The 15,174-nt window shown below is 49.9% G+C and carries 12 protein-coding genes; 8 read left to right on the forward strand and 4 right to left on the reverse strand.

Going from position 1 to position 15,174, the window contains the following annotated elements; genetic code table 11:
* Window positions 1-3: 3 nt before the first annotated feature.
* The 8 genes from ACQUQM_RS00110 (at window position 4) to ACQUQM_RS00145 (ending at window position 10,921) form a co-directional block, all read left to right on the forward strand.
* Window positions 4-696, forward strand: coding sequence for an ATP-dependent zinc protease family protein (locus ACQUQM_RS00110; protein ID WP_432472431.1), 693 nt, complete (start codon window positions 4-6; stop codon window positions 694-696).
* Between the two features lie 6 nt (window positions 697-702).
* Window positions 703-2,256: an inactive transglutaminase family protein gene (locus tag ACQUQM_RS00115; RefSeq protein ID WP_432472432.1), complete on the forward strand. Its 1,554-nt coding sequence runs from the start codon at window positions 703-705 to the stop codon at window positions 2,254-2,256.
* Window positions 2,253-3,197, forward strand: coding sequence for an alpha-L-glutamate ligase-like protein (locus ACQUQM_RS00120; protein WP_432472433.1), 945 nt, complete (start codon window positions 2,253-2,255; stop codon window positions 3,195-3,197). Before ACQUQM_RS00115 ends, ACQUQM_RS00120 begins: the two co-directional genes overlap by 4 nt.
* A gap of 61 nt (window positions 3,198-3,258) precedes the next feature.
* Window positions 3,259-3,654 carry an MmcQ/YjbR family DNA-binding protein gene (locus ACQUQM_RS00125; RefSeq protein ID WP_432472434.1) on the forward strand — a complete coding sequence of 132 codons (396 nt, stop codon included), beginning with the start codon at window positions 3,259-3,261 and terminating at the stop codon, window positions 3,652-3,654.
* A 125-nt stretch (window positions 3,655-3,779) separates the two neighbouring features.
* Window positions 3,780-5,144: an efflux RND transporter periplasmic adaptor subunit gene (locus ACQUQM_RS00130; protein WP_432472435.1), complete on the forward strand. Its 1,365-nt coding sequence runs from the start codon at window positions 3,780-3,782 to the stop codon at window positions 5,142-5,144.
* On the forward strand, window positions 5,144-8,290 hold the full coding sequence (locus ACQUQM_RS00135; protein WP_432472436.1) for an efflux RND transporter permease subunit: 3,147 nt from the start codon (window positions 5,144-5,146) through the stop codon (window positions 8,288-8,290). The genes ACQUQM_RS00130 and ACQUQM_RS00135 overlap by 1 nt, the downstream gene beginning before the upstream one ends.
* 161 nt (window positions 8,291-8,451) lie before the next feature.
* A complete protein-coding gene (locus tag ACQUQM_RS00140; protein ID WP_432472437.1) occupies window positions 8,452-9,378 on the forward strand; it encodes a Dyp-type peroxidase in 927 nt (308 codons plus the stop codon).
* Between the two features lie 715 nt (window positions 9,379-10,093).
* A complete protein-coding gene (locus tag ACQUQM_RS00145; RefSeq protein ID WP_432472438.1) occupies window positions 10,094-10,921 on the forward strand; it encodes a helix-turn-helix domain-containing protein in 828 nt (275 codons plus the stop codon).
* A gap of 60 nt (window positions 10,922-10,981) precedes the next feature.
* Here the strand turns inward: ACQUQM_RS00145 and ACQUQM_RS00150 are convergent, their stop codons facing one another.
* From ACQUQM_RS00150 to dctP, 4 genes are all read right to left on the reverse strand, one after another.
* The gene (locus ACQUQM_RS00150) at window positions 10,982-11,815 is read right to left on the reverse strand and encodes a carbon-nitrogen hydrolase family protein (RefSeq protein ID WP_432472439.1); all 834 of its coding nucleotides are present in this window, start codon (window positions 11,813-11,815) and stop codon (window positions 10,982-10,984) included.
* A 56-nt stretch (window positions 11,816-11,871) separates the two neighbouring features.
* On the reverse strand, window positions 11,872-13,167 hold the full coding sequence (locus ACQUQM_RS00155) for a TRAP transporter large permease (RefSeq protein ID WP_432472440.1): 1,296 nt from the start codon (window positions 13,165-13,167) through the stop codon (window positions 11,872-11,874).
* Window positions 13,164-13,727 (reverse strand): TRAP transporter small permease, encoded by a 564-nt coding sequence (locus ACQUQM_RS00160; protein ID WP_432472441.1) that lies wholly within the window; start codon window positions 13,725-13,727, stop codon window positions 13,164-13,166. Before ACQUQM_RS00160 ends, ACQUQM_RS00155 begins: the two co-directional genes overlap by 4 nt.
* An 83-nt stretch (window positions 13,728-13,810) precedes the next feature.
* Window positions 13,811-14,824, reverse strand: a complete 1,014-nt coding sequence (gene dctP / locus ACQUQM_RS00165; protein WP_432472442.1) for a TRAP transporter substrate-binding protein DctP — start codon at window positions 14,822-14,824, stop codon at window positions 13,811-13,813.
* Between the last annotated feature and the right edge of the window lie 350 nt (window positions 14,825-15,174).

Here is a 15,174-nt window from a genome sequence, read left to right on the forward strand (position 1 = left end):
ACGATGAGAGCACTCAGTCTGCTCCTCGCGATACTCTTGCTTCAGGGATGTATAGCAACAAAGAGTCTACAGCGCGAAAATATTCAGCTGACAGAATTGGCCATTGATCAGTGTGAACAACTTCAGCCACAGCTTGATAACCTGATTTCTGTACAGGAGAAAACGACCAAGCTGATTAAGCGTGAATCAGATGCGCGTAAAGCGATGGTCAGTACCGCTCGTGCAGATCAATCCTGCCCAGAACTGCGTAAGTCCTTAAGCAATAAAACCGTAGTGGGTGCCGTCGAGTGGGCCTGGGTCGATTTCGGCAGTTATCAAAGAGCTGCAAAAGTACGCATGGATACCGGCGCATCAACTTCATCAATCAGTGCCCGAAATATCACTGAATTCGAACGTAATGGTAAGCAGTGGGTCAGGTTTAGCCTGGAGGATGACCGGGAGGTATCTTTGCTGGTTGAGCGTTTTGCTAACGTTCGGCAGGCGTCAGAGGATAATGATAAACGCTGGGTTGTTAAGCTGGGTATCCGGTTGGGCACAATATCTCAGGTTGCGGAGTTTACCCTCAAAGACCGTTCCCATCTTAGGTATGAAGTGCTGGTTGGTCGTAACTTGTTGCGCGATCTGATGGTGGTTGATGTTGCGCGTCGTTATGTCTTAGGCAAACAGCCTACCGGCCCGGATCCGCATAAAAGGTAGGTTCATATGCTGGAAAAGATACCTTTCTACCTGCTGATTTTACTGTTGACCGGTTTAGGTTTAGGCAGTGCTATATATCGTCATATTAATCTGGAAGTGCCCTGGTTACCGGGTGAAACCCGTGAAGTCTGGAGCGTTGAAGCTCGGCTGGAGTTTGTCGCACAGGGTAATGGCGTGGTTGCACAGTTGGCTATTCCCCGGTCGCAACCGGGCTTTACTTTACTGGAGCAGGGTACCGCTTCGCCAGGATACGGGTTGAGCTATCTTACTGAAGAGGATGTACCTGCAGTACGTTGGTCGACTCAGCAGGCTGCCGGGAAGCAGGTGTTATATTACCGGGCCCGCTTTTTGTTAGATAAGGGACAGGGGGGGCTGAGCTGGTCGGCACCGCCGCCGGTTGCTCCAGCGCCTATTTTACCGGAAGCCACCAGTCTGGCGGCTGAGCGAATCATCCGTCAGGCCAGACAGCAGTCGGCGAGTCAGATCACATTGGCTGCGCAACTGATCAATTCGTTGCTATCTGAAGACCAGCAGGTGCAACTGCTGGAGCAGGACCGTGGGCTGTCCGCTGCGGCTTTGTTATTGATGCGTTTAGCGGGAATATCGGCACGCCAGGTCACAGCGCTCAGGTTGCGTCATGGCCGCCGCAATCAGGAAACCCTACCCTATCTGATGGTCTATGAGGAAGATGAAGTTGCCTTCTTTAACCTGAATACAGGCAAAGAAGGACGACCTTCGCGGCTTTTGATTTGGGAGATGGGGGATCAGCCTCTGATTGACCTGGAGGGTGGCCGAAGTACCCGGGTCAGTTTCTCAATGCAGCGGGAAGTTGTACCGGTGCAAAGCGGTTTAGATCAGAAGTATCAGGATGTCAGCGCGGTTCAGGTTTCACTGCACAGTCTACCCTTGCAGGAGCAGCAGCTATTTCGGGGATTATTACTGATTCCGGTGGGAGTGATGGTCGTGATCTTAATGCGGGTATTGGTTGGGTTACGTACCTCGGGTACTTTTATGCCGGTATTGATCGCTCTGGCGCTGATGCAAACCGCTTTAGGGGCGGGGCTGGCCGGATTTGTCCTGGTAGTGGCTTCAGGTCTGGTGGTCAGGAGCTATCTTTCTCGTCTCAATCTACTGCTGGTCGCCCGGATCAGCGCGGTGATCATTGTTGTAATTTTGCTGACTGCGACCTTTTCGGTGATCGCTTACAACCTGCGTATCGTCGAGGGTCTGAATATTATTTTCTTCCCGATGATTATCATCGCCTGGACCATTGAACGTATGTCGCTGTTGTGGGAAGAGGAAGGCGGTACCGAAGTGATGAAACAGGGTGGGGGGTCGCTGTTGGTTGCCTTGTTAGCTTATATGGTGATGTCGAATCACTATGTGCAGCACCTGACATTTAATTTTCCGGGGCTGCAGTTAGTGTTGCTGGCGTTTATTCTGATCTTAGGCAGCTATACCGGATATCGTTTGATTGAGTTGATACGGTTTAGTCCATTATCTAAGCAAGGTCAGACCAGAGCTGGTGGTTCTGATGGTAAACAGGATTCAGAGCGATGAACTGGTTTATCTCGCCACGTCAGCTCTCCAGTCTGGGGGTGCTGGGAATGAACCAGCGCAATATCGAGTATATCTCCCGGCATAACGAGCGCCGCTTGTTTCCATTGGTTGATGATAAGTTACAGACTAAAGAGCTGGCCGAGGCGGCAGGGTTGCAGGTGCCGCGGCTACTTGGAGTAATCCGTTATCAGCATCAGGTGCGAGAGATAGCTGAAGTGCTGCACAGCCAGGAGGCGTTTTGTATTAAGCCATCCAAAGGCAGTGGCGGCAAAGGGATTCTGGTGATCCACGATCATGATGATAATCAGTATTTCAAGCCTAATAATCAGGCCCTGAGTCTGGTAGATATTAAGCGGCATACTTCGAATATTCTGGCCGGGCTCTACTCTTTGGGAGGGCAGCCTGACAAGGCGATTATTGAAGACCTGATCCATTTTGACGAGCAGTTTATTCGCTACAGTTATGAAGGGGTGCCCGATATCCGCATTATTGTATTTCGGGGATTCCCGGTGATGGCGATGATGCGACTGTCGACAGCAGCTTCGGATGGTAAGGCTAATTTGCATCAGGGGGCGGTGGGTGTCGGTATTGATATTGCTACAGGCGAGGCTTCACATGCAGTGCAGTTTGATCGCCCGGTAACAGAACATCCGGATACCGATATGCCGCTGGCAGATATCAGGATCCTGGACTGGCACCGTTTACTGTATATGGCGGCCCGCTGTTATGAGATGTCGGGATTGGGGTATCTGGGGGTGGATATTGTACTGGATGCCCGCCACGGCCCGATGTTGCTGGAGCTAAACGCCCGTCCGGGTCTGGCGATTCAGATAGCGAATAGCCAGGGTTTAAAGGGCCGGTTGCAGACTATAATCGCAATCGACGACCTTTCAATGACCGTTGCGGACAGGGTCTCATTTGTAGAAACCCGATTTGCATAGCAGAATGGCTTAGGAAGTTATTCACACCTTCCAGACCACGCTTTATGCAGAGGAATGCAAAATGCAGTATGAGACGGCCCGTTACTATCTTCTCAGTCGCCCCGAAGCCTGGGAGGATTTCCCCTTTTACCCCCATGTCGCGGTATTTAAAGTGCGAAACAAAATGTTCGCCACACTGACCCATGAGCGAGATACGCAAGATAATCATATTGCCCATATGAATCTGAAATGTGACCCTGATGAAGCGGTCATGCTGCGGGATATTTTTGAGTCGGTATTGCCGGGTTATCACATGAATAAACGCCACTGGAATACGGTTGTGCTGAATGGCGCTTTGCCGGTTGGTGAGATAGAGCGGATGATCGACCGTTCCTATGGTCTGGTAGTGAAAGGAATGCCTCGTAAGGAGCGCTTACCACTGGAACTGAAATACGGTTCAGAACAACTCTATCGCTAATCGTTTTATTCAATTCTCCTGTAAACCGGGGTTATGTAAATTACTGTAAAGTTTGTCGGCGTAACAATCAGTTACGATATACTGCTGACAATGATTTCTTCATATTCCAGGCCTGGATTCCATACATGAAAGCACTTTTTCAAAAACCACCGATCTTTTTTGTTGTCGTCGCACTGGCTATTCTTGTTGTTGTAATGATGGTCCGTAACAAAGCGCCGGTAGAACATCAGAGCACCGGACTGGAACCGAAGCAGGTGGATGTGATTGAAGTTGTATCGCAAAAAATACACCCGACTACTACTGCTTATGGCAGTGTCGAGCATGCTGTGGCATTGCAAAACCGGGCCGAGGTGAGTGGCAAAATCAGTTATATGCACCCGGGTCTTAAGCAGGGGGGCAGTATCTCTGCAGGCACACTGGTGTTGCGGATTGATCCGGAAGATGTGCAAGTCTCATTGAAGCAGAGCGAGGCAGATCTGAAGTCTAACCTGTCTTCACTGCAGCAGTTGGATGAAGAAGAAAAAACCAGTCGCCGTTCGCTGCGTCTGGCCCGGGATAACCTGAACGTTGGACGAAATGAGCTGCAAAGGATCGAAGATCTGTGGAATAAGCGTCTTGTTGCTCGTTCGGTGCTGGATGCCGAGAAGCAGAACCTGCTGCAGTTAGAGCAGAACGTATCTGATCTGCAGGGGCAGCTGAATACCTTCGTAAGTCGCAGAGCATCGGCTCAGGCACAGATTGAGCGGGCTTCACAACAGGTACGCAGTCAGCAAACCAGTCTCGGCCGTACCGAGCTCTATATGCCGTTTGATGCTCGAATCGGCACTGTGCCGGTGGAGAGGGGGGAGTATGTTTCTGTTGGCACTGCTCTGTTTGAAGCGCTGACGACCGATAGGGTTGAAATTACGGCCCAGCTACCGATACAACAGATGGCCAAGCTGGTCAGTGGTGCGCAACTGTCAACGGCGAAAATCGGTGAGGTAATGCAGCAACTGGGTCTGAAGGCCAGGGTCAGTCTGGTTGGCGGGCAGGAACAGGCTGCGTGGCAGGCTGAGGTGGTCCGTTTCTCTGAAGCGATCGATCCGGTACGCCGTACTTTGGGTATTGTAGTAGCGGTGGATAACCCGTATGAAAAAATTATACCGGGTAAGCGACCGCCGTTGATTAAGGGCATGTATACCGCGGTGGATCTGTATGCACCGGCTATTGATGCCTTGGTAATTCCACGTAAAGCGATCCATGAAGGGCGGGTCTATCTGGTGGGCGCAGATCAGAAGCTTGAAATCCGCGCGGTAGAGGTGTTGTTCACCCAGGGGGATTTTGCGCTTATCTCAGAGGGGCTATCAGAGGGCGACAAGGTGATCGTCAATGATCTGATTCCGGTAATACAAGGGATGCCATTGGCACCGGTAACGGATCAGGGCTATCAGGAAGAACTAAAATCGGCTTCCGCTGATGCTGATCTGGCGTTTAGCGGGAGTGCTGAATAATGATCCGCTTCTTTGCCGGCCACCCGACCGCCGGAAATATCCTGATGGTGGCGATTATACTGTTGGGCCTGGTGGCACTGCCGACCCTGAAAAAAGAGACCTTTCCCGAAGTGGACCTGAACCGGGTCAGTGTCACAGTAGCCTATCCGGGGGCCAGCCCGTCGGATGTGGAAGATGGCATCTGTAACCGACTGGAAGATGCCACCGATGGCATCAGTTTTATGGACGAGCAGCAGTGCGAAGCCCGGGATAATCGGGGTACGCTGACGCTGGATATGCAGGAATCGGGAGATATAAAGCAGTTTGTCGATGATGTTACCGCGGCCGTAGATGCCATTACAGACTTTCCCGCTGATGCCGAAGACCCTGTTATTAAGGAGCTGGGCCGAACCGAGCCGGTGGTCAGCGTGGCGATCTCCTCCGATGCAACAATGGTGGAGCTGAAGGCGCTGGCAGAATATTACCGCAACAAGCTTCTGGCCCTGCCGGGTGTTCCCATAGCGACAGTGACTGGCTTTTCAGAGCATGAACTGAGCGTCAGTGTAAAACCTTATGCGTTGCGGCAATATCAACTCAGTATCGATGATATCGCCACGCTGATTCGGGCACAGGCGTTGGATCTGCCGGCAGGCGATATCGACACCCGGCATGGTTCCTATCAGGTGAGGGTGGAAAATGCCCGGCGCAGCGTCTCCGAGCTGGAGGACCTGGTAATTCTCACTACAGAGCAGGGTGGCCAGTTACGGCTGGGAGACATTGCCACCGTAGAAGACCTGTTTGAAGTACCGGAACAGCGCATTGAGCTGAACGGGCTGCCGGCCGCGCTGATTGAAATCAGTAAGAATAGCAGTGATGATTCGCTTACCGTGTTTGATGCAGTGAAAGAGTTTACCGATCTGGAAAACAGTCGTTTACCGGAAGGTACCTCTCTGGTGATTACCCAGGATTCGGCCTCTATTGTAAAAGACCGTTTATCCCTGTTGTTACGCAATGGCTGGCAGGGTCTGATACTGGCGACCCTGGCGCTCTTTCTGTTCTTTGGCTGGCGCTATACCTTCTGGGTAGCACTAGGGTTGCCGATCTCCTTTCTGGGCGGGTTAGTGGTTATGTCGGCGGTTGGGATCAGCATCAATATGATCTCAATGGTAGCGCTGCTGATGGCGATCGGTATTCTGATGGATGATGCGATTGTATTGTCTGAGAGTATTGAAACCGAGTTCCGTAAAGGGAAAAAACCTTTTCAGGCTGCGGTAGATGGAATTCAGAAAGTCGCGCGGGGAATCGCATCTTCGTTTATCACCTCGGCTATTCTGTTTGGCAGCCTGCTGTTTCTGAAAGGCGATATGGGGCAAATCCTTGGCGTATTGCCGGTGGTGTTGTTGGCGGTGCTTAGCGTCAGTCTGATCGAAGCTTTTCTTATTCTGCCGCACCATCTGCATCACTCGCTTAATGGTCAGCCTGAATCCGGTGACGCGGGTTGGCGTAATCGTTTTGAAACTGGTTTTGCAAAGCTCAGAGACCGGGTTGGTAAGATGGCGGACTGGTCGATCCGCTACCGCTATTTCAGCGTTGGATTAGCGATCTTTATGTTGATTATTTCGATCGGCATGATGGCCGCCGGCGTGGTGAAATTCAAAGGTTTTCCTGATATTGAAGGTAACCAGCTGCAGGCTCGTATTCTGTTGCCTCAGGGCACGCCGTTTCAACGTACCGAAGAGGTCGTAAGCCAGTTGCTGGTCAGTCTTGACCGATCGCTGGCCAGCCTGCCACCAGAGCCGGATGGTAAGCTGGTGCGTAATACTATGGTGACATTTAGCAGTAATGCGGATGCCCATGAAGAGGGCGAGCATCTGGCAACCATCAGTCTGGACCTGCTGGATGCTGAAAAGCGTCATACCTCGCTGGTGGAGCTGAAAAGGTTATGGCTGGAAAACTCACCGCAATTCAGAGATGCGATTGCCGTGCAGTTTAAAGAACCAACGCTGGGGCCTGCCGGGCAGGCAATTTCGATCCGTTTGCAGGGTGATGATCTTGATCAGCTATACCAGGCGTCCTGGCAGCTGCAGGGCTGGATAACGGGATACCCCGGTGTCAGTAACGTAATGTCGGATCTGCGGCCGGGCAAACCTCAGTTTCGGGTTGAGTTGCAGGCCGGGGCACTGAATTCAGGGCTGAATGCGCAACAGCTGGCATCTCAGCTCAGAGCCGCTTATCAGGGCGTTAAAGTCAGCGATGTGTATCGGGGTGATGAGGCCTATGAGATCAGTGTCAAACTGGATAACGATGCAGCGCAGGCGCTGCATGAGTTTGACAACCTGACTATCTTTAATTCGGCCGGTGAGGATATCCCACTAACCGCGATTGCCAATGTAACATCGCAGCGGGAGTACTCCAGAATTGTCCGGATCAATCACCAGCGTACGGTAACGGTTACCGGTGACGTTGATTCTGAGCTGGCGAACACTTCCGCTGTGATCAACGACATAAAGCAGAATTATCTGGAGAAACTGACCGAGCGATATCCCGGTATAAGCTTTAGCCTGGAAGGGGAAGTGAAGAGTGATCAGGAAACCAGTGGTTCGGTTGTCAGTGGTTTTTTACTGGGGCTTGCCGGGGTCTATCTGCTGCTGAGTTTCCAGTTTGCTAATTACAAAGAGCCAATCATTGTGCTGCTTAACATCCCTTTGGCATTTATCGGTGTGGTATGGGGTCATATGCTGATGGGGCTGGACCTGAGCTTACCGAGTATGATCGGTTTTGTGGCGCTGGCCGGCGTGGTCGTCAATGATTCGATTCTGCTGGTGGAGTTCGTTAAAAGCCGCAGCCTGGAAGGAATGAGCCTGCATGATGCCGCGGGGCAGGCGGTACGGGACCGGTTTCGGGCGATCTTTCTGACCTCGGTTACAACCGTTGCCGGAATGTTGCCGCTGTTATCGGAAACCAGCTTACAGGCACAAGTGTTAGTGCCGCTGGTATGTAGTCTGGTATTTGGCATGGTTACTGCGACGGTACTGTTATTGATGGTACTGCCTGCGGCGTACAGTATTCTGGAAGATTTCGGTTTTACCGAACTGGAGACATTGTCTGATGAGGAGTCTGATGATGCATCTGATACCGCTATACCGCGGGCTGAGGTGCCGGGCTAGAACTGGCAGGTAGCAGGGGGGGGGGGGGGGGAAGGTACCGGTGGAAAGTGTGGTAATACATTCTGTAAATAAAGGGTATAGCGAGAGTTAAACATATCTTCAGGTCTGGACGTTTTATACTGCCAGCAATGAATTATCTTTGATCGAACAGGAGAAGGGTTATGTCTCAGGGCCATCAGTCCGGTATTACAGCCGCTGCGAATAGCGATGCGATCTTTATTACACTGGATCTTGCGCGCACAGAAGATGCCGTAATGCAGGTCCGTAATGTTTTGGCTCAGTGCCCGTCACTCGAAGCCGGTTTTCGCAATCAATACCCCCAGGCCGATCTGCATTTGACGGTCGCAGTGGGTAGTCATTACTGGGATATCTACAGCCCTGAACTACGTCCGGTTGAGTTGGCCTCATTTCCGATAATGGCAAATGCTGAACAGTCAGCGCCGGAGACGCCCGCTGACCTGTTGTTGCATATTCGTTCCGAACGGCATGATCTTAACTATGAACTGGCAGGACGTGTCGTCGCTATGCTGGGCAATAATACGCAGCTGGTGGAAGAGGTTCATGGCTTTCGTTATCTCGACAATCGTGACCTGACTGGCTTTGTCGATGGTACAGAAAACCCAGAAGGTGAGCATCGGGCAGAGGTGGCAGTGGTTGGTGAAGAAGATGCACCTTTTACCGGTGGCAGTTACATTCACCTGCAGCGTTACGAGCACGACCTGGAGGCCTGGAACCGGATTCAGGTTAAACAGCAGGAAGATATTATCGGACGCACCAAAGAGGATAATGTTGAATATGCCAGTGTCGACAAACCTCTGTATTCGCATACCAAACGCACCTCTCTAAAGGACAGTGAAGGACACTCTGTTGAGATACTGCGGCATAGCATGCCGTACGGTGACCTGACTCGCAAAGGCTTGCTGTTTGCTTCATTTGCCCGTTCACCGGAGCCTTTTAAACAGATGCTGGAAAGTATGATCGGGGGGGATAAAGAGGGGCATACTGATCATCTTCTGAAATATACCAGGGCGGTCACCGGTCAGGCTTTTTTTGCACCTTCCGTGGGCTTTCTGAAAGCCTTGGGGTAATCTGCGAATGTGTCACTAGCCTTATTTATCAAAATCTTATGGCGACTCAATATGTAAATTAAGCATTTAGATCGCATAAATAGACGAGTTCAGGGTTCTGGTCACCTCTTCTATTTTACCTCCCAACATATATCTGACGGGCCCTACACAGCCGATATTTTCGGACTTATAATCTCGCAGCAGTCATCACAGTTATGAACCAGTAATCCTACAGAAAGGGAGGGGGGGGGAAATCAATCGGATTCTCTACCCGGATAACTGCCATTAAAAGTGCCGGTGATTTTTAGGGAAATGCGTATTTCGGAGCCCCTTACTGAAGCTTTCTGCTTGTAGTTTTTCGGGAGGGGCAGATCTGAATTCAGCCGGCCTCTTGTTATTGGCACATAGCAGCCATGTTGAGCTAGATCCATTGAATTTACACTACAGAGGTGACATTTGGGGTGACTTTCTAGGTATGGCGCTCCGCCGCCTAACTCCTCTAAGGCGGACATTCATTGGACGTCACGGTTAGACTCTTTATCGATCCTAAAGCGATATTTTCGTTAAATCCCCCGGAGTTTCCCCCTTTAAAAACTGACATAAACTGATACGAGCGCAACAACTGCGCTATTTGCTTAAGTTTAAAGGTGCTTTCCATCATCTCATTGAAGTTTCGCTTATACTTCATTAAGTTAGATTGTTATAGTCTGAGCTGTTACCGACTACGGAACCTGGGATGAACAAACTTAACCTTGCTGATAACCTACGCTTACTCTGTAGCTATAAGAAGTCTATCTCTGAAGTGTGTCGTGAGCTGCAGATTAATCGCCAGCAGTTCAATAAATATCTAAGCGGTAAGACGACGCCTTCAGGTAACAATCTGCGCAAAATCTGTGACTATTTTGGTATCGAAGAGCATGAGATGGTTTTGCCGCAGGATGAGTTTGAGTCCATTATTCGCGTTCGTCCCATCGCCGAGTTGACCGGCAGCCAGCAGCATCGGCCGGAATATCGTTGCCTGGACAAGTTAATCGAAGAAGCCGGCACTGATCTGGGTAAGTATGAAGGTAGTTACTACATCTATTACTACTCAACCTCGTTCCCGAATCATATTCTTAAAGGTTACGGCACTATTTTTAAGGAAGGTGATCGGCATTTTATTAAGTGGATTGAGCGTCTGTCGCAAAAGAAAACATCAAGCCATAACGATTTTATCTACAAGATAAAAGGTATGGTGACAGGGCTGGGTAACCGGATTTTTATCAGTGGTTATGAAGAGGTGCTGCAGAATGAAATGGTGCACGTGACCCTGTTTCCGACTTATAAAAATAAAGTATCACTGCTTTCCGGACTGATGCTGGGTGTATCGGGAACAGATTCCCGGGAACCGGTCTGTCAGCGGGTCGTGCTCTCTTATCTGGGTAAGAATTATAATCACCGGAAGGCCCTGAAGGGCTGCGGCATCTTTGCTGCCGATTCACCGGAAATCGAGGAACAGATACGTAACCATATCCGTAATGATCTTGGTCCTGATGAACATGTTCTCTATGGACGCCCGCTATAAAACAGGGATTGAATAAAAAACAGGAAGCCGCGCGGCTTCCTGTTTTTGTATTGAGTTTGGTTATTTCTTTTTTGAGTGCCTCACTGGCAGAACATCATAATCATCCAGTGTATCCCGACGGTACGGAATCTCCTGGCGGACGCGGTCCAGCACCTCCCGATCTATATCAACCACCCGGAACTCTTCATCCTGCCCAAAGATATGTGGTTGTACCGTATTATCGACCCATGGAGGACAGATAATCGACTGGCCGAAATGTTCGCCGCTCTGGTTAACGCTCATAAAATACACCTGATTTTCCAACGCTCGACTAACCACAAATTGTTTCCAGGTGTGGAAGGAAAGATCCCGGGCAAAAGCTACCGGATGCAGGATCAGGTCTGCTGAGAACTCGCCGCATAAGCGGCGGATTAATTCCGGGAAACGCATGTCATAACAGATAATAATACCTGCTTTAATACCATCCACTTCGAATACCGAGAGATGATTACCGCGCTTGAAGTATTTTAGTTCAGCTGCATCACCATACTCAGCAGTATGGATCTTGTCGTAGTGGGTGAGGTATTTACCATCACGTCCGAGGGCGACCTGACTGATATAAGCGTCATCACCCTCACGCCGGGGCATACCGTAACACACAGCTACATTATGCTGGCGACAGAATGCAGCGAACCGTTCATAGGTTTCACCGTAAAGCTCTTCACTGAACTCATGAATATTCTGAAAGTTTTCAGCTGAATATTCCATGGTGGACAGTTCAGGTAAGACCACCAGATCGACCTGAGTGTCCTGAACCTGCTGCTCCAGTTTGTTAATTAGCGCATCAATATGAGCGAGCTGTTTTCCGCGGTTATCGATCGCGGGAATCTGTATCTGACAGGCAAGTATACGCATACCAGAGTTACTCCAAATTTTTCGTAGAATAAAATCATTAATCACTGCAGGGATTGTTATCCCAGTAACAGTTCCGGTAAGAAAAGTGCTAATTCCGGAATAAACGTGGTCAGTACCAACGTTGGTAACCAGGCAAATACAATCAGAATTAATGTTGGCTTCAGCATCTTGTTTACTGGGGTTTGGGTAACCTTGGATCCCAGATAAAGCAGCGGTGCTGTAGGTGGTGTAATATTTGCCATGCCCAGGTTGACTCCCAGAACTGCAGCAAAGTGGATCGGATCCATACCGACACTCTGAACTATCGGTAACAGCAGGGGTGTCGATAGTAGCAGGCCGCTGATATCGTCCATCAGCATACCAATCAGGATCATCGTCAGGTTCACCATCAGCAGAATCACAATCGGGTTATCCGAAACTGAATAGACCAGCTCCTGAGCAATACTCGGAATATCTTCAAACACCAGGAACTTACTGACGATCAACACCATAAAGATCATCACCATTACTACGCCCACGGTGACACCTGCGCCACGCATGGTCTGCAGGAAGGTTTTCCAGGTCAGGCCCTTATAGACGTATATACCGATCGGAATCGCATAGATCACTGCCACACCAGCCGCTTCAACCGGCGTCATAATACCGCCGTAGATACCCCCAAGGATGATTGCCGGCATCAGGAAAGCCGGGAATGCTTTGATCGAGCGGGAACGAAACGCCAGGCCGAAGTGATCCGCTTTCTGGCCCAGTTCCAGTTGCAGGCCTTTCTGTCTACGTAGATACACGTAGCTAACAAGGCAAAGCAGAGTAATCAGGATAATGCCCGGAATAATCGTGGAGAGAAAAGCCTTCAGTACTGATTGCTGTGCCGCCCAGGCATACAAAATATGAGAGGAGCTTGGTGGAATCAGCAGTCCCAGCGGACTGGCGCTGACAATCAGTGCGGCGGACAGACCCTCGGGGTATTTTGCCTTGCGCAGGTGCGGCATCATAATGCCGCCGATGCAGGTCAGGGTTGCGTTAGCGCTACCGGAAATAGAGCCAAAGATACCGCTGGCAATCACCGCAGCTGCCGTCAGACCGCCCCTCAGATGTCCGACAAACAGTTCTGCCAGACTGACCAGAGGTGCGGCTATTTTCCCTTTTTCCATTATTGACCCGGCAATAATGAACAGGGGAATCGCCAGCAGAACCAGAGAGTTCATCTTCCAGTGACCTGTCGGCAGATAGCCAGACACTTCATGGCCACCCATCAGGGCCAGAAACATAAGCACACCGCCGAATGCCAAAGGCACGCTAACACCGATCAGCAACAGCATGCACAGAATTAAAAGGGTACCAAGAATAATCATTTTGTTACGTCCTGTGATTCCGGCTGTTGTGGTGCGGTAAATTCAGGACCATTTCGAAACAGCAGACAGAGGTGAAGTACGGTATAAACAGTCATCATCAGGAAACCCAGGAAGATACCAACACGAGGTACCAGAAAAGGAATCTTCAGTGCGATTGTTGACTGCCAGTTAGGGTAGGTATTGAACTCTTCCTGACACATCAGGAATCCCCAGTAAGTCACGACGGCGACAATGATCAGTTCAATACCTTCGACCAGCAGTGCCCTGTACCAGATGACTTTCGGATCGCTGATAAGGAAACCAACAATATCTGCATTGACGTGGACCCGGTCATGAGTAGCAACAGCACTTGCCATAAAGAACATCCAGAAGGCGATGGTCATCAGCCACTCTTCATAGGCAAACAGATCTGCACCGAAGCCATACCTGAAGATCACCACGAAAAAGAAGGTGAGCGCCATGATGATTCCTGAGGAAATAATGACGAAGTTCATAAACTTCATGATTATGGCCATTGGAATTCTTATGGCAGGGGAAAACTCATTTGTATAATCAGCCATGGTGGAAGCCTTACTTAGTAGAATCGGGAACCTCTGATTTCAGAGCATGGAAGGTCGAGCCTTCCATGCTCTGACAGGCCTGATCAGCTAGCATCCGCCTTGATTCGATCCAGTACATTCTTACCTACGGTTGGTTCGATCTGAGGCCAGATCTCAGCCTGCACCCGCTCTTTCAGCGCCAGCTTTTGCGCGTCAGTTGGTACCAGTACTTCATAACCTTTTTCAACCAGTTTGCCACGATAGACTTCGTCGTTTGCTTTGTTCATGGCGAACAGTTGATCCGCAGCTTTGGCGAACGCCTGTTTCACTACAGCTCGTTGCTCATCATTCATCTTGTTCCAGGTTTTCTGTGAAATGTAATAAGAAGAGATATCGATGATGGCATCGTTAGCAACGAAATACTTACCTACATCGCTGACAGCAAAAATAGTGTAAGCCGCCTGGCTGGTACAGCAGATAGCACCATCAACAATTCCGGATTGCAGTGCCGGGAAAATGTCCCCCCAGGCCATAGTGGTGGCATTGTAGCCCATCATCTCGACAAGATTTTTAACAACGTTAGACGACCAGACCCGGATATTCATCCCTTTCTCACCGACACCTTCCCAGGTACCTGGCTTTTTATTGGCAACGATACCGGTAAAGCCTTCAGGAATATTTTCCATCAGATGTATACCCAGCTTATCCAGGCTTTCGCGCATAATCTGGTTATAAGCTGAATCCTTATTGCGCACGACACTATCCATCTCCGCCCAGGAACTGGCCAGGTATGGCAGGGAGTTAATTTCCAGCACCGGATCTTTATGGGAGTAAATAAAGCCGGCAACCATATCGATATTGCCCCGAATACTGTCTTCGAATAGTTCTTCACCGGAACCTAGTTGGTTAGCCGGGAACACCGACACTTTAAGACCTACATCAGCAGCTTCAATGTCCGTTTCGATCTGCTTCATCATCTGAGTCCCTGGGTGATCCAACGGCAGAGTGCCGGCAAATTTCAGACGCAGGTCACTGGCAGTCGCCGACATAGCAGTAGAAAGGGCTAGTACCGCTGCCCCAGTGCAGGCGATTTTATTAAGTGACTTCAGGTTAATCATGGTTAGATTCTCCGAGGGTTTGTTGTTATTAGTTTGGCGTAATCTAGTCATATCACCACTACTACCGGTAGAGGCCGCAGCGCTGTTAAACCCTGCGCTAACCGGAAAGAGATACCTGCGGGAAAACAACAATCTGAAACCGGAGCTTCAGGTACTAACGGCCAGTAGTCTGACTGTCATGTGGCTGAGGTTATAAGGTCTCAAAGCCAGCGTCATTATTGTTATTCATCGCCAGGGACCTTTGCACAACACTGCCATTAAGGTTCAGCTTTTAGTTGTACATCTGGTGAAGTCTTATATCTGTTTTATTATTAACTTCAATAAGTTAGAGCATTAGTGGGAAGAAAATC

It is taken from the genome of Amphritea sp. HPY, assembly GCF_050870985.1.
In the GTDB taxonomy this organism is placed as follows: Bacteria; Pseudomonadota; Gammaproteobacteria; order Pseudomonadales; family Balneatricaceae; genus Amphritea.